This is a genomic window from Nonomuraea sp. NPDC047529, from assembly GCF_040642995.1.
In the GTDB taxonomy this organism is placed as follows: Bacteria; Actinomycetota; Actinomycetes; order Streptosporangiales; family Streptosporangiaceae; genus Nonomuraea.
In genome coordinates this window covers 140,560-160,471 of the sequence record NZ_JBEYTJ010000019.1, presented here as the reverse complement: position 1 = coordinate 160,471, position 19,912 = coordinate 140,560, and the positions used below count along the sequence as shown (strand labels likewise).

14 protein-coding genes and 1 other RNA gene are annotated in these 19,912 nt (G+C 69.7%); 10 read left to right on the top strand and 5 right to left on the bottom strand.

Annotated features, from left to right (window positions below; translation table 11 throughout):
- Positions 1 to 242: 242 nt before the first annotated feature.
- A complete protein-coding gene (locus ABZ815_RS28195; protein WP_357703003.1) occupies positions 243 to 1,007 on the top strand; it encodes a L,D-transpeptidase family protein in 765 nt (254 codons plus the stop codon).
- Position 1,008: 1 nt separating this feature from the next.
- Here the strand turns inward: ABZ815_RS28195 and ABZ815_RS28190 are convergent, their stop codons facing one another.
- The 4 genes from ABZ815_RS28190 to ABZ815_RS28175 form a co-directional block, all read right to left on the bottom strand.
- Entirely contained in the window at positions 1,009 to 2,523 is a 1,515-nt protein-coding gene (locus ABZ815_RS28190; protein WP_357703001.1) for an FAD-binding oxidoreductase, read from the bottom strand.
- Positions 2,524 to 2,608: 85 nt separating this feature from the next.
- Positions 2,609 to 4,216, bottom strand: coding sequence for an NADH-ubiquinone oxidoreductase-F iron-sulfur binding region domain-containing protein (locus tag ABZ815_RS28185; protein ID WP_357702999.1), 1,608 nt, complete (start codon positions 4,214 to 4,216; stop codon positions 2,609 to 2,611).
- 31 nt (positions 4,217 to 4,247) lie between these two features.
- Positions 4,248 to 5,078, bottom strand: coding sequence for a hypothetical protein (locus tag ABZ815_RS28180; RefSeq protein ID WP_357702997.1), 831 nt, complete (start codon positions 5,076 to 5,078; stop codon positions 4,248 to 4,250).
- 55 nt (positions 5,079 to 5,133) lie between these two features.
- Positions 5,134 to 6,537: a DUF1996 domain-containing protein gene (locus ABZ815_RS28175; RefSeq protein WP_357702995.1), complete on the bottom strand. Its 1,404-nt coding sequence runs from the start codon at positions 6,535 to 6,537 to the stop codon at positions 5,134 to 5,136.
- Positions 6,538 to 6,764: 227 nt separating this feature from the next.
- On the opposite strand from ABZ815_RS28175, the gene ABZ815_RS28170 reads away from it, so the two are divergent.
- The 3 genes from ABZ815_RS28170 to ABZ815_RS28160 all read left to right on the top strand — a co-directional run bounded on the left by ABZ815_RS28170 (position 6,765) and on the right by ABZ815_RS28160 (position 12,636).
- Complete coding sequence (locus tag ABZ815_RS28170; RefSeq protein WP_357702993.1) at positions 6,765 to 7,310, top strand: sigma-70 family RNA polymerase sigma factor; 546 nt, start codon at positions 6,765 to 6,767, stop codon at positions 7,308 to 7,310.
- On the top strand, positions 7,310 to 7,507 hold the full coding sequence (locus ABZ815_RS28165) for a zf-HC2 domain-containing protein (protein WP_357702991.1): 198 nt from the start codon (positions 7,310 to 7,312) through the stop codon (positions 7,505 to 7,507). Before ABZ815_RS28170 ends, ABZ815_RS28165 begins: the two co-directional genes overlap by 1 nt.
- Positions 7,508 to 7,776: 269 nt before the next feature.
- A complete protein-coding gene (locus ABZ815_RS28160; RefSeq protein WP_357702989.1) occupies positions 7,777 to 12,636 on the top strand; it encodes an NAD-glutamate dehydrogenase in 4,860 nt (1,619 codons plus the stop codon).
- A gap of 19 nt (positions 12,637 to 12,655) precedes the next feature.
- Here the strand turns inward: ABZ815_RS28160 and ABZ815_RS28155 are convergent, their stop codons facing one another.
- A complete protein-coding gene (locus tag ABZ815_RS28155; protein ID WP_357702987.1) occupies positions 12,656 to 13,687 on the bottom strand; it encodes a hypothetical protein in 1,032 nt (343 codons plus the stop codon).
- Positions 13,688 to 13,734: 47 nt separating this feature from the next.
- On the opposite strand from ABZ815_RS28155, the gene prfB reads away from it, so the two are divergent.
- From prfB to ssrA, 6 genes are all read left to right on the top strand, one after another.
- Entirely contained in the window at positions 13,735 to 14,850 is a 1,116-nt protein-coding gene (prfB, locus tag ABZ815_RS28150; protein WP_357702985.1) for a peptide chain release factor 2, read from the top strand.
- Between the two features lie 378 nt (positions 14,851 to 15,228).
- Positions 15,229 to 15,918 (top strand): cell division ATP-binding protein FtsE, encoded by a 690-nt coding sequence (ftsE, locus tag ABZ815_RS28145; RefSeq protein WP_020541427.1) that lies wholly within the window; start codon positions 15,229 to 15,231, stop codon positions 15,916 to 15,918.
- A 20-nt stretch (positions 15,919 to 15,938) separates the two neighbouring features.
- The gene (ftsX, locus tag ABZ815_RS28140) at positions 15,939 to 16,847 is read left to right on the top strand and encodes a permease-like cell division protein FtsX (protein WP_357702983.1); all 909 of its coding nucleotides are present in this window, start codon (positions 15,939 to 15,941) and stop codon (positions 16,845 to 16,847) included.
- 23 nt (positions 16,848 to 16,870) lie between these two features.
- On the top strand, positions 16,871 to 17,338 hold the full coding sequence (gene smpB / locus ABZ815_RS28135) for an SsrA-binding protein SmpB (RefSeq protein WP_357702981.1): 468 nt from the start codon (positions 16,871 to 16,873) through the stop codon (positions 17,336 to 17,338).
- A gap of 20 nt (positions 17,339 to 17,358) precedes the next feature.
- The gene (locus ABZ815_RS28130) at positions 17,359 to 19,224 is read left to right on the top strand and encodes a penicillin-binding transpeptidase domain-containing protein (protein WP_357702979.1); all 1,866 of its coding nucleotides are present in this window, start codon (positions 17,359 to 17,361) and stop codon (positions 19,222 to 19,224) included.
- 301 nt (positions 19,225 to 19,525) lie between these two features.
- Positions 19,526 to 19,910: a transfer-messenger RNA gene (ssrA, locus tag ABZ815_RS28125) on the top strand.
- The last annotated feature ends 2 nt before the right edge of the window (positions 19,911 to 19,912 follow it).

Sequence of the window (19,912 nt, the reverse complement as noted above, 5' to 3'; positions counted from 1 at the left end):
ATGCGTCCATGGCGCATCCGCCTTTTCTTGGTCGCCCTCTTCTCTGCTTGCCCAAGACGCCGCTAAAGCTTTGACTTTGTTGTCGCATAAAAGCGATATGCCGGTTTTAATGGGATTTACCAGTGTCGTGAATTGTTGGTGATCTGGGTAGGCGTTGACCTATGATCACAAAGGTTCGGAGAGCGGTTGTTTTCGCCGCTCTCGGGTGTGGTGGGCTTCCCTTCCTGGCCGGTGCGCCCGCCGTGGCGGACACGGCTGTGCCCGGCACCGCTGGGCCCGGCGCGACCGGGCCCGACACGACCGGGCCTGGCACGACTGGGCCTGGCACGGCCGGGCGCGACACGGCCGGGCGCGGCACTACTGGGCGCGACACGGCCGGGCGTGGCAGGACCGGGCCTGGCACGGAGGTCGTGCTGCGGCCGGGCGACCGCGGCGAGACCGTCAGACGCCTCCAGGAGCGGCTGCACCGGAACGGCTACTACTACGGCAGGATCAACGGCGTCTACGACGAGCAGACCAAGTTCGGCGTGTGGGCCTTCCAGAAGCACCGGCACCTGCGTCCCCAGGGCGCGGTTGGACCGGAGGTGTGGCGGGCCTTCGACCGTCCGGTGCGGATGAAGCCGCTGGTCCCGAACGGCGAGGCCGACCGGGTCGAGATCAACCTGCGTTACCAGCTCCTCGTCGTCTACCGCCACCGCCGCCCGGCGCTCGTCTCGCACGTCTCGACGGGCGCGCGGGTCAGCTACTGCGAGAACGGCCACTGCGGCAACGCGATCACCCCGACCGGCGACTTCCACGTCACCAGCCGCGCGCCGGGCTGGACCGAAGGCCCGCTCGGCACGATGTACGACTCGCTCTACTTCGTCGGGGGCATCGCCATGCACGGCTCGTCCAAGGTGCCGCTGCGGCCCGCCTCGCACGGGTGCGTCCGGCTGCCGCTGCCCACCTCGAAGCGGCTGTTCGACATGGTGAAGATCGGCGAGCCCGTCTACGTGCGGGAGAAGTAGGTCAGATGCCCTGCGGCAGGCGGAACAGCCGGTCGGGGTCGTAGGTCGACTTCACCTCGGCCAGGCGGGCGGCGTTGGGGCCGTAGTAGGCGCCGCGCCAGCCGGTCAGGTCGGGATCGATGTAGTTCACGTAGGCGTGCTCGCCGAAGTGGGGGGTCATCTCGCCGTGCAGCCCGCGCAGCCAGGTCCGGTCCGTGCCCTCCGCGTAGTACTGCACGCTGTAGAGCGCGGCCCGGTGCGGGAACGCCGTGGCGGTCGGCTTCACCCGGCCCACCGCGCCGCCGAGCGCGTCCAGCAGCACGGAGTGCCGTCCGCCGCGCGCCACCCCGTCCACCAGCCTCCGGACGCCGTCGGCCGGGAGCTTGGCGTAGGCCAGGTGCGACTTGGCGGCGAACGCCTCTCTCGGCGTCCGGCGGCACTGCTCCACCGACCGCGAGGCGCATCCCGCCATGATCATCATCGCCTCCCGGTACGACGTGGTCCGCACGGACCTCGACGACGGCGTGCCGATCCGCGCGACCAGCGGGGCGAGCAGGCGGTCCAGTGACGCCTTCGGGCCCTCGTACGTGCCGACGACGAGCACGTCCAGGCCGCGTTCCGCGCGCGTCAGGTGCAGCGACGACCACAGCTCGTCCGGCGCGGACGGGCCCCACGACTGCCAGGCGCGCACCGCGGCCCCCGCCTTCGACCACGGCCAGTGCAGGAAGAACACGGTGAGGTCGCGCGTGGCGTGGGTGCGGAAGGTGAAGGAGACCGCGATGCCGACGTTGCCGCCGCCACCGCCGCGGCAGGCCCAGTAGAGGCCGGAGTGATGGGTGGCGTCCGCGGTCAGCAGGCGGCCGTCGGCCGTGACCACGCGGACGGACTCCAGGGTGTCGCAGGTGAGCCCGTACTTCCTCGACACCACGCCGAGGCCGCCGCCCAGCGTCAGCCCGGCGATCCCGACCGTGGGGCACGAGCCCGCCGGGATGCTCACGCCGTGCCGGGCCAGCCGGTCGTAGACGTCGATCAGCTTGGCGCCCGCCCCGACCGTGGCCCGGCCGGAGGCGTAGGAGACCGCGTTCATCCGGGACACGTCGATCACCAGGCCGGTGCCGGTGGACCAGCCCGCGTAGGAGTGGCCGCCGGAGCGGGCGGTGACCGCGACGCCGGTCGCGCGCGCGAACGCCAGGCACGCCGAGACGTCCGCCGGGCTCGCGCAGTACGCCACGCCGCCCGGCCTGATCCGGTCGTAGGCGGGGTTGAACAGGCGGCGGGCGCTGTCGTACCCGGAGTCGCCGGGCAGCACCAGCGTGCCCGCGAGCTGCCTGCGCAGCCGCGCCCAGTCCGGCGGCGGCGCCGACCGCCCCGCGCCGGCCGCCCCGACGCCGAACACCTCAGCGCCGGACACCTCAGCGCCGGACGGCCCGAAGCCGGACGTTCGCGCGCCGGTGGCCGGTACGCCGGGCGTCCTCGCGTCGGCGGCGAGTGCCAGCGGCGCGAGCGCGGTGAGGTGGAGAAAGTCGCGGCGGTCCATGGTCGTCCCCCGTCGGTCGTGTCGAACCGATCGATGAGACGCGTGGATCTCCGGACAAGTTGGTCACAACTCCATCACTGCAAAATCACCCCGCCGTCCCTCCGAATCCAAAGATGTTCTGACCGGCCCCCACCCGCGTCAGCCCCGGGGCCTTCCTCAACACGCCGTCCTTGACCAGCCGAAGCGGCGACATGGGCGGTTTCGGCCCGTCCCCGTTCGTCTGGGCGATGCGCAACGCCAGCGCCGGGCACATCTCGACCGCCCGCCGCGCGTCCTTGACCATCCATCCCGGCACGTTCCTGAACGACGGGAACCCGTAGTCGTCCAGGTCCACGAACTCCGGCAGCAGGTGCGCGCACAGTCCGTGCCCCTGGCAGCGGGTCCAGTCCACCTCCAGCCGGTACTCGGGCTCCACCTCGGGCTCGGGCATCGGCAGCACGCCGCGCACCGGCCGGCCGCACGAGCCGTGCTCCAGGTGGAGCGCGATCTCGCTCTCGAACGCGTCCAGCGCCGACAGCACGAACTTGGCCGTGCCGTCCGGGTGGAAGCACGCGCCACGCCGCTCGACGGCCCGCACGCACCGGCGTACGGCGTCCACGGAGCCCGTGCCCTCGGCGATCGCGCACAGCGCCCGCGCCACGTCGGGCAACCCCAGGCGGCAGGGACCGCACTGCCCGGCCGACTCGGCGGCCAGGTACGAGGCCACCCTGGCCGCCTCGCCCAGGGGACAGGTGGCGTCGCCGAGCGGCACGATGATCCCGGCCCCCAGCGTGGCCCCGGCCAGCTTCATGCCCTCCCGCGAGATCACCGCGGACCTGGCCACCTCGGCCGACAGCCACGCGCCGTGGTAGCCGCCGACCAGCACGCCGTCCCCGGCCTCGGCCTCGCACAGCGCGAGGACGTCGGCCAGCAGGACGCCGGTCGGCGCCTCGATCACCGCGCCGTTGGCCGCGCCGCCGCTCACCGTGAGCAGGATCGTGCCGGGCTCCTTGCTGGTGCCCACCTCGGCGTACTTCTCGGGGCCGTACTCGGCCAGCAGCGCGAACTGCGCGTAGGTCTCGGTGTTGGACAGCAGGGTCGGCAGCCCGTCCACGCCGCTCGTCGCGGCCCGCCGCTTCCTTCCCGGCGGGATGGCCTCCTCGCCGTTCACGCCGCGGACGAGCGCACCGCCCTCCCCGCTGATGAACCTCTCCGCCAGCCCGACCACCCGGATCGGGATGCGGCTCTCCGAACCGCCCGACACGTTCGCGGCCCGGCGTTCGGCCACTGCGGCGGACACGGACGACTCGGCCACCTCGCCCGCGACGGTGGCCACGACCACCTCTCGGGCGCCCAGGGCCTCCGCCGCCAGGATGGCGCCGTCCAGCACGAGGTGCGGGTTGCGGGTGAGCAGCATGGCGTCCTTGGAGCTGGCCGGCTCGCCCTCGGCGCCGTTGACCAGCACCACGCTCTCGCCGGTGCCCGCCGCGTCCGCCACGGCCCGCAGTTTGCGCCCGAACGGGAAGGCGGCGCCGCCCCGTCCGCGCATGTCCACCTCGTTCACCATGGAGATGAGCTCGGCCAGCTCGCGCGGGCGCGGTTCGCCGTGCAGCGTCCGGTGCGCGGGCAGGTCGAGCCGCCGGCAGTGGTCGAGCCCGGCGGTCAGCCGCGCCGGACCCATCCGCAGCACGCGCGGCACCCGGTGCGGGATCACGACCGGCTCCCTGAGGTCGCGCGGCGCGGGCTCATCCGGCCTCCCGGTACCTGCGTCGCGCGTCGGCCAGGCTCACCGGCGCGTCTGCCGGCGCCCCGGCGGTGGCCGCCGCCGCTGCCGCCGTGGCACGCGGCCGCTCGACGGGCACGTCCGCCGCGACCCCGGCCGTCACGACGGGCGCCTCGACCCTCTCCGGTACGACGGGCGGCCTGCGCAACGTGGCCAGCACGCGCACGACCAGCGCCGAACCGACCGCGGCCAGGCATGCCACGTACGACCAGGCCACCCAGCCGGCCGGCGAACGGCCCGCCGTCAGCCCGTGCATGATCGCGATGGGCCAGGCCAGGTAGGCGGCCGAGTGCAGCAGCCGCCACAACCACGGCGTGCCGCGTACGGCGAAGCGGCCTCGGAGCATCCCCGTGACCACCGCCACGATCATGAGGTCGAAGGCGAGCGCGCCGAACCCCACGTAGAGCCCGGCGACCGGCACGACCGCGGCCCCCGGCGGCGCGTGTCCCAGGCCGACCATGAGGACGATGTGCGTGACCAGGTAGGCCAGGCCGATGAGGGCGGTGGCCCGGTGCGCGAGCTGCGCCCTGACCCGGTTGGGCGGGGACAGGAACACGCGTTCGGTGGTGAGCAGGCCGAGCGCGACCGTCGCGGTCAGCAGCACCAGGGCGAACACGCCCGCGTAGAACTCTAGGAAACTGACTCCCCGGCCGAGCAGCGCGACGCCGCGTTCGGTCCTGGCCAGCGCGAACACCGACAACAGGACGGCGGTCAACGAGGCGCTCGCCCCCAGCCGGACGTTCCTTGTGTCCAGCTTTGTGGGGGCGTGCCGGGGGTGTCGTCTGTGGAGCATCTGTTTCCCTCCAAGGTCGGGTGAGGGTACGACTCGGAAGGCTGATGGGGACGTGTCAGCAGCGGCGCCCCCGGTTGATGCACGAGACGACGAACTGCATCAGCCGATCGGGCATGACGTTGGCGAAATCCGCGTGGTCGGTAACCGGGTTGTGCTTCTGTTCAGGGAACGCGTCCACGGCGAACGACGGACCCTGTGGAACTGTGTAGGCGAGGATCATGCGCAGTTGCGGAATCGCCCTGGTGCCTTGCGGACAAGCGCCGTTCTGCCCGGGGAAGCCCACGTGCGTGCGGTGATTGGCGCTGTCGGTGTTCTGACCGTCCCAGCAGCTGGGGAAATCCAGAATACGAAGAACCTGACTTCCGCGCGGGCAAAGCGGATATTTATCGGGACTTATGCGATTTGTGAATCCTGTGCAGGTCCAGCGGGCCCGCGCGTTGGCCGCGCCGTTCGTCCCGGCCTTGGCGTCGCCGGTGATCAGCCGCAGGAACCTCGGCATCGCGACGACCCTGGAGGTCGCGTTGCCCCGGAACTGCAGGGTCACCGCACGGGCGCGGATCACCTGGCCCACGTTGCCGTCGGGGTCCTGGGCGTTCGCGTCCACTTTACGGTCACGGAGAACCGGCCAGAAGTAAGTGGATTTATCCCCTGCGCGGCAGGTGGTGTCGGCGGCGGCCAGGCTCTCGTCGGTGGAGAAACCGTCCGTGGACAGGTTGCCCACATAGTCGTGGAGGTGGTGGGCGCCGTTGCTCACGCCGGGGGCCACGATGAAATTGTCGGGGTTGTTGTGGCCATTGCGATTGGTGCCGCATTGAGCGACGAATGTGCCGCGTGAGCCGTTCCTGCCGATGCCGGCGTCGAGCCTCAGAGGCTGCACCTGGCGGATGTCCACGAAGTCCTCGACGAACGGGCCCAGATTCAGACAGTCGTCGTCCTGGGTGGCCGTGGGGGAGGGGGAGGCGGTCCTGGTCGGCCGTCCGCGCCGGTCCGACGACTGGTCGCCGGGGTCCTGGGGATTCTGGGGGTCCTGAGGGTTCTGGGGGTCCTGGGAGTTCTGGTCGGGGTTCTGGGGTGCCTCCGGGGTGGGGGTCCGGGGCGAGCGGTTGCGTCTGAACAGGCCGGTGGACTCCTCCGGATCCGGCGACTGCGCGGGGTCGCGCAGCCCGATCCCGCCGCCCTGCACCTGCTGGTCGGGCGCCTGCTGATCAGGGGCCTGCTGGTCGGGGAACTGCTGGTCGGGCGCTTGCTGGTCCGGCGCCTGTTGGTCGGGGGCCTGCTGGTCCGGTGCCTGCTGATCAGGGACCTGCTGGTCGGGGGCGCGGTCGCCCTGGCGACGGGCGTTCTCCTGGCTGGCCTGGGCCGGGTCGCAGAGGTCGGCCCGCGCCGGCACCACCCCGATGACGGCGGCGGACACCAGGCTCCCCGCCGCCACGGCAAGAGCGGACATGGCCGCGGCCATGCGCCCAGTTCTCCTCATGGTTGTCTCCTCGTTTCGACCGCCTCGGCGGCGGCGGGCGGCCACCACGGAGCCGCCGGGCATGAGGGTCTCGCCGCACGAAGCCGTTGCATGGTGGGAGGTACGCGGGCTTACACCATCAGGTTCAGCCATGACCGGAGATAGTTAGAAATAACTGGAGTTATCGGAGTGGCTGCCGGACGGATAACGAAGGTGTAAAGATGTGCCCCGTGCTAGGTCACCTCGACGGCAGGTTCGAGAGTGCGGATGCCGAGGCGGAACATCGCATCGCGGTGCTCTACCAGGAGTTCGGCGGCCCTCTGCTGCGCCACGTACGCAAATCGACTGGTAACGATCTGCAATGGGCTGAGGACGTCGTACAGGAGACGCTGGTCAGGGCCTGGCGTAACTCGGCAAGACTGCAATGGGAACCGAGCCTTTTATGGGCGTGGCTGCTGACAGTGGCCCGCCGCATCGTTATCGATGGACGTCGACGGAAGAGCGCCCGGCCTCACGAGGTCGAGCCGCCCGAGGTCGACCAGATGTCGGTGCCGGACGGCTCCGAGCGCGCCCTCTCGGCGATCGTGGTCGCCGACGCGCTGCGCAGCCTGTCCGACGAACACCGCGAAGTCATTGAGCAGACCTATCTCCGAGACCGTACGATAAGTGAGGCGGCGGAGATTCTGGGGATACCGCCGGGCACGGTGAAGTCCCGGCTCTACTACGGGATCCGGGCTCTCCGCGAACAGCTGCGGGACAAGGGGGTAGCCGGCTGATGCACGACGGGGTGGCCGCCTACGCCCTCGGTGTCCTCGACGATGAGGAGCACGAGGCGTTCGAGCGCCACCTCGACGCGTGCGAGCGGTGTCAGGCCGAGCTCGTGGAGCTGGCCGAGCTTCCCGACCGGCTCGACGACCTCAAGAACGTCCCCTCGGCCTCCGGCGATGATCCCCCCATGTCGATGTCACGTTGACGTCTATGCCCTTTTCGGGTGATATCGGTACGGCGAGGCGTACGCCCGGAATCAGGCCGGGTGTTCAGGGGGAGGTGTTCGGTGGGCATCGACGGTGATGCGCCCGTTCCCCCGCATCGGCGGATCCGCACCGGGCCGGGCACGCGTGGCCCGGCCGGTGTCCCCTGTCTCCGCGGACGTACGCGTCTGCACTACTTCCCCTTGCCATGGGAACGAAGAGCCTGGCTATGAACAGCCATGGCAAACCCTCACAAAGGAGTGAGAGCGAAATGCCGCTCGACGAGGCCAAGGATGAGCTGCTGCAAAGAGCCGCGGAAAGTTGCGCGGTCGGCAGCGAGCACATGAGCGCGGAGGAGGCCCTCTCCTTCCTGCGGTTCTACTACCGCCATGTCGCACCCGAGGACCTGCTCGACCGCAACCCCGTCGACGTGTACGGCCCGGCGATGTCGCAGCGACAGCTCGCCGAGGTACGCCCCCAAGGCCGGGCCGTGGTCCGCGCCTACACCCCCACGCTGGAGGAGAACGGCTGGGACCCGGGGCACTCGGTCGTCGAGGTGGTCACCGACGACATGTCGTTCCTCGTCGACTCGGTCACCATGGAGCTCGACCGGCACGACATCGGCGTCCACCTGGTGGTCCACCCCCAGATGCGGGTACGCCGCGACATGACGGGCCGGATGCTCGGCCGCGGCCAGGAGGACGTCACCGGCCAGATGCTGGTCGAGTCCTGGATCCACATCGAGATCGACCGGCAGGCCGACCCCGCGGTGCTCAGGCGCGTCGAGGCCGACCTGCTGCGGGTGCTGGCCGACGTGCGGTACGCGGTCGAGGACTTCAGGAAGATGCGGGCGCTGGCCGTCCAGACGGCCGAAGACCTCAGCATGAACCCGCCGCCGCTGGAGCCCGCCGAGGTCGAGGACAGCCTCGACCTGCTGCGCTGGCTCGCCGACGGGCACTTCACCTTCCTCGGCTACCGCGAGTACCGGCTGGAGCACACCGACCAGGGCGAGATGCTGAAGGCCCTGCCCGGGGCCGCGCTCGGCATCCTGCGCGACGACAAGGTCGGCTCGGACAGCTTCTCCGCGCTGCCCGCGGAGGTGCGCGCCAAGGCCCGCGAGAAGCAGCTCCTGATCATCACCAAGGCCAACAGCCGGGCGACCGTCCACCGGGCGACCTACCTCGACTACATCGGGGTCAAGCTGTTCTCGCCCGAGGGCGAGGTCATCGGAGAGCGTCGCTTCCTCGGCCTGTTCACCCACGTGGCCTACAACGAGTCGATCTCCCGCATCCCGGTGCTGCGGCGCAAACTGGCCGAGGTGCTCAACGCCGCCGGCCACTCGCCCGACAGCCACGACGGCAAGGACCTCATCGAGATCCTGGAGACGTTCCCGCGCGACGAGCTGTTCCAGACCTCGGTCGCCCAGCTCCTGCCGATCGCGCTCGGCGTGCTGCGGCTGCGCGAGCGCAAGCAGGTCAAGCTGTTCCTGCGGCGCGACGACTACGGCCGTTACATCTCCTGCCTGATCTACCTGCCACGCGACCGCTACACCACCAAGGTGCGGCTGAAGATGCAGGAGGTGCTGCTCAAGGCGCTCGGCGGCAGGTCGCTCGACTACAGCGCGATGATCGGCGAGTCCGTGCTGGCCCGGCTGCACGTGGTCGTGCGCGGCGAGCAGCTCCCCGTGCCCAGCGTCGACGTGGAGGAGCTGGAGGCGCGTCTGGCCGCGCTGACCCGCTCCTGGGAGGACGACCTGACCGTCGCGCTCGACGAGATGACCTCCGAGGAGGAGGCCCCCGCGCTGGCCGGGAGGTACGTCTCCGCCTTCCCCGAGGGGTACAAGGCCGACTTCCCGCCCAAGGTCGCCGTGGTCGACCTGCGCCGCCTGGAGCAGCTCGTCGCCGACGGCGAGGAGGTGGCGATCAACCTCTACGAGCCGTACGACGCCACCGAGGGCGAGCGGCGGCTGAAGATCTACAAGGTCGGCTCGCCGATCTCCCTGTCGGAGGCCCTGCCCCTGATCCAGCGGCTCGGCGTCGAGGTCGTGGACGAGCGGCCGTACGAGATCGACCGGGACGGCGACGCGAGCACCAAGAACGCCTGGATCTATGACTTCGGCCTGCGCTACACGCCCTCCGGCGAGGTGGACAGGAACGACTTCAAGCGGCTCTTCCAGGACGGCCTGAGCGCCCTGTGGCAGGGCCGCGTCCAGGCCGACAACTTCAACGCCCTCATCCTGCGGGCGGGCCTGACCTGGGAACAGGTCGAGATCCTGCGCGTCTACGCCAAGTACCTGCGGCAGGCCGGCAGCACGTTCTCGCAGCTCTACATGGAACGCGTGCTGCTGGGCAACGTGCGGCTGGCCCGGCTGCTGGTCCGCCTGTTCGAGGCCAAGCTCGACCCCAAGCGCGGCGACGACGTGCGGGTCGACCTCGTGGAGGCGCTCAACGAGGAGATCCTGGGCGCCCTCGACGAGGTGGCCTCCCTCGACGAGGACCGCATCCTGCGGGCCTACCTGGAGATGATCCAGGCGACCCTGCGCACCAACTACTTCCAGACGGTCGACGGGCAGCGCAAGCCGTACATCTCGCTCAAGGTCGACCCGCAGGCGATCAGCGTGCTGCCGCTGCCCCGGCCGAAGTACGAGATCTTCGTGTACTCGCCCCGCGTCGAGGGCGTGCACCTGCGGTTCGGGAAGGTCGCCCGCGGCGGCCTGCGCTGGTCCGACCGCATGGAGGACTTCAGGACCGAGATCCTCGGCCTGGTCAAGGCCCAGATGGTGAAGAACACCGTCATCGTGCCCACCGGGTCCAAGGGCGGGTTCGTGGTGAAGCAGCCGCCCGTGTCCGGCACCCGCGAGGACATGCTGGCCGAGGGCGTGGCCTGCTACCGGACGTTCATCTCCGGCCTGCTCGACGTCACCGACAACCTGGTGGACGGCAAGGTCGTGCCGCCGGCCGACGTGGTCAGGCACGACGGCGACGACACCTACCTCGTCGTGGCCGCCGACAAGGGCACCGCGACCTTCTCCGACATCGCCAACAGCGTGGCCAAGGAGTACGGCTTCTGGCTCGGCGACGCCTTCGCCTCCGGCGGCTCGGTCGGCTACGACCACAAGGCCATGGGCATCACCGCCCGCGGCGCCTGGGAGTCGGTCAAGTACCACTTCCGCACGATGGGCGTGGACGTGCAGACCACCGACTTCACCGTGGCCGGCATCGGCGACATGTCCGGCGACGTGTTCGGCAACGGCATGCTGCTCTCGCAGCACATCCGGCTGGTGGCCGCCTTCGACCACCGGCACGTCTTCATCGACCCGACGCCCGACGCGGCCCGGTCGTTCGCCGAGCGGCAACGCCTGTTCGACCTGCCGCGCAGCTCCTGGGACGACTACGACGCCTCGCTGATCTCGGCGGGCGGCGGCGTGTTCCCGCGTACCGCCAAGTCCATCCAGATCACCCCGCAGATGCGCGAGGCGCTGGGCATCGAGGCGGGCGTCAACGCCCTGGCCCCCAACGACCTGATCAGCGCCATCCTGCGGGCCCCCGTCGACCTGCTGTGGAACGGCGGCATCGGCACGTACGCCAAGGCCGGCTCCGAGTCCAACGCCGACGTCGGCGACAAGGCCAACGACGGGCTCCGGGTGAACGCCGGAGACCTGCGGTGCAAGGTCATCGGCGAGGGCGGCAACCTGGGCTTCACCCAGCTCGCCCGCATCGAGTTCGCGCTGAACGGCGGTCTGGTCAACACCGACTTCATCGACAACTCCGCCGGGGTGGACACCTCCGACCACGAGGTGAACATCAAGATCCTGCTCGACCAGGTCGTCCGCGACGGCGAGCTGACCGACAAGCAGCGCAACCAGGTCTTCTCGTCGATGACCGACGAGGTCGCCGACCTGGTGCTGCGCGACAACCACGCCCAGAACGTGGTGCTCGACGCGACCCGCGCCCAGGCGGTCGACATGCTCCACATCCACGCCCGCTACCTGCGCAAGCTCGAACGGGACGGGCTGGTCAACCGGGAGCTGGAGTTCCTGCCCTCGGACAAGACGCTGGCCGAGCGGCGGCAGGCCAGGCTCGGGCTGACCGCGCCGGAGTTCTCGGTCCTGCTGGCCTACACCAAGCTGGTGGCCGACGCCGAGGTGCTGGGGTCCGAGCTGCCCGACGACCCGTACCTGGCGTCGTGCCTGGTGTCGTACTTCCCGTCGGACCTGCGCGAGCGGTTCCGCACGTACATGGACGCGCATCCGCTGCGCCGCGAGATCATCACGACCTGCGTGGTGAACGAGCTGGTCAACTCCATGGGCACCACGTTCATGTTCCGCTTCGGCGAGGAGACCGGGGCCTCCACGTCGGACATCGTGCGGGCGTACCTGGTGGCGCGTGAGGTCTTCGACCTGCCGAGCTTCTACCGGGCCGTGGAGGCGCTGGACAACGAGGTGGACACCGCCACCCAGGTCGCCATGCTGCTGGAGGGCCGCAAGCTGCTGGAGCGCGGCACCCGCTGGCTGCTGGTCAACCGGCGTCCGCCGCTCGACCTGGCCGGGTCGGTCGCCTTCTTCCTGAAGGGCGTCAACGGGCTGTCGGCGCACATCCCCAAGCTGCTCACCGGGCCGGACCTGGCCGCGTACGAGGAGCGCCGGGACTCGTTCGTGGCCCGCGGCGTGCCGCAGGAGCTGGCCGAGCGGGTGGCGTCGATGGTGCCCGCGTACTCGACGCTGGACCTGGTCGAGGTGGCGTCGCTGACGGGCCGTCCGGTGAACGAGGTGGCGGAGGTCTACTTCGACCTGGCCGATCGCCTGCAGCTCGCCCGCCTGCGCGAACGCGTCATCGCCCTGCCCAGGGACAACCGGTGGAACTCCATCGCCCGCTCGGCCCTGCGCGACGACCTGTACACCGCGCACGCGTCGCTGACCCGTGACGTGCTGGCCCACAGCAAGCCCGGCCTGCCCCCGGAGGAGCGGCTGGCCGGCTGGACCGAGGCCAACTCGGCCGCCGTGGGACGCGCCCGTCAGACGCTGTCGGAGATCTGGGAGAGCGACCACTTCGACCTGGCGACGCTGTCGGTGGCCCTGCGCGCGATCCGCACGCTGGTGGGCGCCAGCAGCCTGCCGCGCACGGAGGCCTAGGAACCGCCCGAGGGGGCCCTCACTCGCCGCTGGCGCGGGTGAGGGCCCCGTCGTGGGCGATGACGCGGGCGGCGGCCGGGGCCGTCAGCGGCGGCACCGCCGTGGCGTACTGGTGGACCTCGGTGAGCTTGAGGCTGCGGCGCACCGAGGAACCCGAGATGGCCCAGCTCGCCTCCGGCGGCACCGGGATGATGTAGGTGTTGTTGGCGACCGTGCGGGTCGAGGTGTTGCGCGACAGCGAGTACTGGATCAGCGCGCCGCCGTCGGACGTGCGCAGCGCGTAGACCGGCCAGTTGTCGGCGCTGAAGATCGAGTCGTAGCTGAACCCGTCCTTCTTGGCCTTCTCCCGGTCGGTGGCGATCTGCTTGGCCACCTCGGTCGTGTACTGGCCGTCGGCGAGCAGGCCCGCCGTCACCCCGGCCGCCCCCGTCTCGGCCACGCTGGCGTGCACCGGGCCCATGTACTGGGGGCTGATCGTGACGGTCTTGTCGTCGGGGGTCAGCGCCTTGGCGTAGCCGTCGGAGTCGAGCTCGACCTGCGGCAGCCGCTGCCCCGACAGGAGCTGCGCGGCCGAGCTGAGCTGCCAGTCCTCGCCGCTCTTGGCGAACGTCAGCAGCGTCGGCTGCCCGTTGCGCGTCACCAGCGCGCTGAACCAGGGCGCCCGCTCGCCCTGGGCGAACCTGGGCACGTAGAGGGTAGGCGAGCCCCACGTGTAGCGCGGCGGACGGTCGCCGGTGGACTCGTAGGCGGCCTGGGTGAGCGCGAACTGTCCGTCGCGGACCAGGTCGCTGTCGAGCGCGAGCCGCCCCGGCACGATGCTCTCGACACGCAGCACGTCGTCGGTGGGCAGGATCGCGGCGATCGCCTCCGCGGCCTCCTGACGCGTGACGGCGGGAGCCGGCGCGGACGGCGAGGGCGTGGCCGAGCCCGTGGCGGGCGCCTTCCCCTGCGACACTCCGGAGGACGTTTGAGCAGGGCCTGTGCACGCGGTAGCCGCGGCCAGCACGCCGACGGCGAGCGCCAGCATCTTCCCCCGACGGTATGCGCGCACCTCGCCATGTTATTCGTGCACGCGAGGGTCGCGTACCCTAGGGAGACGTGGCAGGCATCGATCCGGCAGAAGAGATCAACGAGCTCGCGAACACGCTCCGCAGCATCCAGGACGTGCTCGACCTCGACGCGATGCGCAAGCAGATCGAGGAGCTGGAGCAGCAGGTTGCCGCCCCAGACCTGTGGGACGACCCCGAGCAGGCGCAGAAGGTCACCAGCAAGCTCTCCCATCTCCAGGGCGAGCTCAACCGCGTCGAGGGCGTCGCACGCCGTCTCGACGACCTGAAGGTGCTCTACGAGCTCGCGGCGGAGGAAGGCGACGACGACACGCGCGTCGAGGCCGACAAGGAGCTGGAGTCCCTCAAGTCCGACATCGGCGCCCTTGAGGTACGCACGCTCCTGTCGGGCGAGTACGACGCCCGCGAGGCGCTCGTCACCATCAACTCCCAGGCCGGTGGCGTCGACGCGGCCGACTGGGCCGAGATGCTGCTGCGCATGTACCTGCGGTGGGCCGAGCGCAAGGGCTACTCCACCGAGGTCTACGACACCTCCTACGCGGAGGAGGCCGGCATCAAGTCGGCCACGTTCACCATCAAGGCCGCCTACGCCTACGGCACGCTGCGCGGCGAGCACGGCACCCACCGGCTGGTCCGCATCAGCCCGTTCGACAACCAGGGCCGCCGCCAGACCTCGTTCGCGGGCGTCGACATCGTGCCGGTCGTCGAGCAGACCGACCACATCGACATCAACGAAGACGACCTGCGCATCGACGTCTACCGTTCGTCGGGCCCCGGCGGCCAGGGCGTCAACACCACCGACTCGGCGGTGCGCATCACGCACATCCCGACCAACATCGTGGTCTCCTGCCAGAACGAGCGCTCCCAGCTCCAGAACCGCGCCTCGGCCATGAACGTGCTCCAGGCCAAGCTGCTGGAGCGCAAGCGGCAGGAGGAGGCGGAGAAGATGTCGGAGCTGCGTGGCGCGACCACCACGTCATGGGGCACGCAGATCCGCAACTACGTGCTGCACCCGTACCAGATCGTGAAGGACCTGCGCACGGGCACGGAGGCGGGCAACCCGACGGCGGTGCTCGACGGCGACCTCGACGGGTTCATCGAGTCGGAGATCCGCTGGATGCGCAGGCAGGAGTCAGGCACCGACTAGGTGCCTGAGCACCAGCGTCGCGAAGAGCAGGACGAGGAGCAGGACGGCGACGAGGGCGGGTGACAATCCGGCGAAGCCGTGGTTGTGCATCCGCTCCCTGTTGGCTCGGCAGAGGGGGCAGCGGCCCTCGATCACGGGGTGGGCGCACTGCGCGCATACGAGGTGTTCGCAACTCATGACAGCCCCAAGTGTAGCCGCACAATCGTTTTGTTTCCGTTATGGACGTTCCATGCCAGTCTTCCCCCTAGACTGTCGTCTGGCCAATCGGAACGTCGATCATCAGTAAAGACGGCGTCCCCGATCGGCCGGCGGCGGGAATGGGCATGTGCCACCCTCGCTTCCGTCCTGACCCCTAGACTGGCATGCCGTGATGCTCTCGTGATCCATTTCGATAATGTCACCAAGGTCTACGCGAACCAGAACCGGCCCGCTCTCGACCACGTCTCCGTCGACGTGGACAAGGGTGAGTTCGTGTTCCTCGTCGGCCCTTCGGGGTCAGGCAAGTCCACGTTCCTGCGTCTGGTCCTGAAGGAGGAGCGGCCCAACTCCGGGGCGATTCACGTCGCCGGCAAGGACCTGGCCCGCCTCTCCAACTTCAAGGTGCCTCACCTGCGCCGCCGTATCGGCTGCGTCTTCCAGGACTTCAGGTTGCTCCCGAACAAGAACGTCTACGAGAACGTGGCGTTCGCCCTAGAGGTGATCGGCAAGCCCAGGCGGTTCATCCGCAAGGTCGTGCCCGAGGTCATCGAGCTGGTCGGCCTGGAGGGCAAGGCGCACCGCATGCCCGACGAGCTGTCCGGCGGCGAGCAGCAGCGTGTCGCCATGGCCCGCGCGTTCGTCAACCGGCCGATGATCCTGCTGGCCGACGAGCCCACGGGCAACATCGACCCCGCGACGAGCATCGGCATCATGAAGGTGCTCGACCGCATCAACCGGACTGGCACCACGGTCGTCATGGCCACGCACGACGCGGCCATCGTGGACTCCATGCGCAAACGCGTCGTCGAGCTGGAAGACGGGAAAATCGTCCGTGACCAGTCGCGTGGCGTTTACGGCCAGGCGTACTGACAGGGAGCGGCAGACAGAACATGCGGGCGAACTTCATCTTCTCCGAGGTCTGGATCGGCCTCCGTCGCAACCTGACCATGACGATCGCGGTCGTCATCACCGTGGCCGTCGGCATGGCGATGTTGGGCGTCGGCTTGTTGATCAACACCCAGGTCTCCTTGCTCAAGGGCTTCTGGTTCGACAAGGTGGAGATCTCGGTCTTCCTGTGCACCAAGGGCACCGCGATCCCCGAGTGCAACGGCAAGGCGGTCACTCCGGCCCAGACCAAGGCGCTGGAAGCCCGCCTGAAGGGCCTCCAGGGTGTCAAGGAGGTCTTCTACGAGGACCAGACCACGGCGTACGACAACTTCAAGACGGCCTACCAGGGCAGCCCGACGCTCGTCCAGGCCACCCGGGTCGAGGACATGCCGCAGTCGTTCCGCGTGAAGCTGGTCGACCCCGACAACTACCAGCCGGTGGTCCAGGCCGTGAAGGGCCAGCCGGGCGTGTCCCAGGTGATGGACCACAAGCAGCTCATCGGCAAGTTCTTCGACATGCTCGACAAGCTGTCCTTCTACGCGCTGGCCGTCGCCATCATCCTGGTGCTGGCCGCGGCGCTGCTGATCGGCAACACCGTCCGGCTGTCGGCGTTCAACCGGCGCCGGGAGACCGGCATCATGCGCCTGGTGGGCGCGTCCAATCTCTACATCCAGCTCCCGTTCGTCATGGAAGGCGTGATCGCCGGCCTGATCGGCGGCGTCTTCGCGGCGATCATCCTGATCGTGACCAAGGTCCTCCTCTTCGAGGAGATCGCGGCCTACTTCGGCAGCGGCACGGCCCAGCTCGGCTGGGACTCGGTGGCCCAGACCATCACGGTCACCATGGGCATCGGCGTCGTGATCTGTGTGCTGGCCTCGTTCGTGACGCTCCGCCGATACCTCAGGGTGTGAGGAATCGCCGGTAAGGTCGAAGCATGCCACGTGAGACCGGGCGGAAGGTCATCGCCCAGAACAAGCGGGCCCGGCACGACTACCACCTTGAGGACACCTTCGAGGCGGGGCTCGTGCTCCAGGGCACGGAGGTGAAGTCGCTCCGCGAGGGCCGCGCCTCGCTCGTCGACGGCTACGCCAGCATCGACGACGGCGAAGCGTGGCTGCTCAACGTGCACATTCCCGAGTACACGCAGGGCACGTGGACCAACCACGCCGCCCGCCGCAAGCGCAAGCTGCTGCTGCACCGCAAGGAGATCGAGAAGCTGGCCGCCATCACCAAGGAGGGCGGCCTCACGATCGTCCCCACGGTCCTGTACTTCCAGGACGGCCGGGCCAAGGTCGAGATCGCCGTGGCGCGCGGCAAGAAGGACTGGGACAAGCGGCAGTCGCTGGCCGAGCAGCAGGCCAAGCGGGAGATGGCGCGGGCCCTGCGGCACCGCAACCGATGAGAGCGGCGGCACTCTAACCGATGACACGCGCGCGCCGCACCCTTGCCGCGACCGTCACGCTGGCGGTCGCGAGCATGACGCTGACCGGCTGCTTCGAGGAGTCCTCGCCGCACGACGCGGTGCGTGACTTCCTCGTGGGCTGGCAGTCCGAGGACTACGCCCTGGCCGCGGGCCGCACCGACGGCGACCCGGCCACGGTGGGCAAGGCCCTGGCCAACGCCAAGCTGGAGCTCGACGCGGCCTCGTTCCGCTTCAGGATCAAGAGCGTGAGCGTGACCGGCGAGGAGTCCAAGGCCGACTTCCGCGCCGAGGTCGACCTGGGGGAGAACACCCCTCTCTGGGAGTACGACGGCTCGCTGCCGCTGCACCTGGTCGACGGCCGGTGGAAGGTGCGCTGGTCGCCGTCGGTGCTGCATCCGCAGCTCAAGGAGGGCCAGCGGTTCGCGGTCGAGACCAACCCCAAGCCGCGCCAGCCGGTGGTCGACCGCTCCGACGATCCCCTGCAGAACGAGCTCTACGTCTACGTCGTGGGCGTGGTGCCGTCCGCGCTGGGCGACCGGGCCGAGGACGTCGTGGCCAAGCTGTCGGCCATCACCGGCTACGCCCAGGACCGGCTGCTGAGCCGGATCAGGTCCTCGCCGCCCGACAAGTTCGTGCCGCTGGTCACGTTCGGGCGCTCGCGGTACCTGTCGATGAAGTCCAAGCTGGCCGGCATCGCCGGCATCGAGACCGACCCGCAGCCGCAGCCCATCGACCCCGCCGCGCCCAAGCAGATCGTCGGCAAGGTCAGCGCGCTCACCCCCGAGGACGAGCAGAAGCTCGGCGGGCCGCAGCGGGCCGGCGACTCGGTCGGTCAGAGCGGCCTGCAGCAGGCGTACCAGGACTATCTGACCGGTTCCACCGAGACCAAGGTGATCACCCTCGATCTCAAGACCGGCAAGCAGGTGGCCAAGCTGCGCGAGTGGCCGGGCCGCCAGAACGTCTCGGTCAAGACCACGATCGACAGCCACGTCCAGGCCGCGGCCGAGCGGGCGGTGGCCGAGACGGCCACGAGCGCGCTGGTGGCCGTGCAGCGCGACACCGGCGAGATCCTCGCGGTCGGCACCAGCGGGCTCAACCAGGAGAAGGACGCGCTGGCGGGCAGGTTCCCCGCGGGCACGGCCTTCTCGATCGTGGCGGCCGACGCGCTGATCAAGGGCGGCGTCAGCACCAAGCAGCGGCTGGCCTGCCCGGCCGAGCGCACGGTCGGCGGCGCCAAGTTCGTGCACACCAGCCAGGCCGCCGGGGTCACCTCGTCGGCCACGTTCCAGGACAACTTCGCCAAGGGCTGCGTGACCGCGCTGGCCTCGCTGGCGCGCCGGGCCACCGCGGGCGGCCTGGCCACGAGCGCCAAGGCGTTCGGCATCGGGCTGCCGTGGCAGCTCCCGCTGAAGTCGTTCAGCGGGGCGATGCCCGAGCTGTCCAGCGACGCCGACAAGGCCAGGGCCATCGCGGGCCAGAACGTCGAGGTCAGCCCGCTGTCGATGGCGCTGGTCGCGGCGGCGGTGGGTTCGGGCACCTGGCGGCCGCCGGTGCTCGTGACCGCCCCCAAGTCGCCCGATCCGGCCGCGGAGGTCGTCCCCGACCGGCAGCCGGCTCCCGTCGCGATGGATCCGAAGGTGCGCACGGCGCTGACCGCGATGATGCGTGCCGGCGCGGTCGGCAGCCCCGCGCAGGCGGGCCGGGGCCGGGTCTACGGCGTCCGCGCCACGGCGGGCAGCCAGGACAAGCCCATGACCTGGTTCGTCGGCTGGCAGGGGGACGTGGCGATCGCCGTCCTGGCCAAGAACTACGACGCGGCGGCCGTCGCGGGCAGCTTCTTCTCGGGTCTTCGTGACCCTGCGTGAAAAGTCGTGACGGTGAGCAACCTTTCCGGACGTCGGCTGCGTCTTACTGAATGACTGGGCCCGCTCGGGGGGTTGCGGACTCAGTCGCCGTGATGAGATCAGGACTTCATCTCGGGGGAAGTCCTGCCGTCCGGACCGGCTCGACCCTGCCGGTCGGCCCCCGGGAGCGCGTGCTGCTGTGCCACGCTCCCGGGGGTTTCGCCATGCTGGAATTAAGTTGGCGTTGAGGGTGTTGTCCCCTGTAGATTCAGTGTTGCTCGTCTCTGTGTGATCAGCATTGAGGCGTGTTGACAACTGCACAGGGGGTGACTGGCTTCGACTTCGATCTTGCAAGCCAGGTGAAGCGGGCCGAGGACTGCGGACATAACCTCGTTAATCCTGTGACCGCAAAACAATAAGTGCCAATTCCAAGCGCACTGAGGTCGGCCAGGGTTCCCTGGCCCTCGCTGCCTAAGTAGCGAAACCTCTGTCAGCCCGGGAGCGCCTTCGGCCCGGTGTCTGGCATCGTGAGAAGGCTCAACCGATCGACCCGGCCACGGGGGAGATCGGGAAATCAAACAGTGGCTGAGCCCGTCGGCGACTCGCCTGTGTGATCGCCGGGGCTGAGAAAAGCACAACAGGCTGCGCCCGGAGAAGCCCTGACTTGGGGTTGAAGGACGCGGGTTCGATTCCCGCCACCTCCACGTGA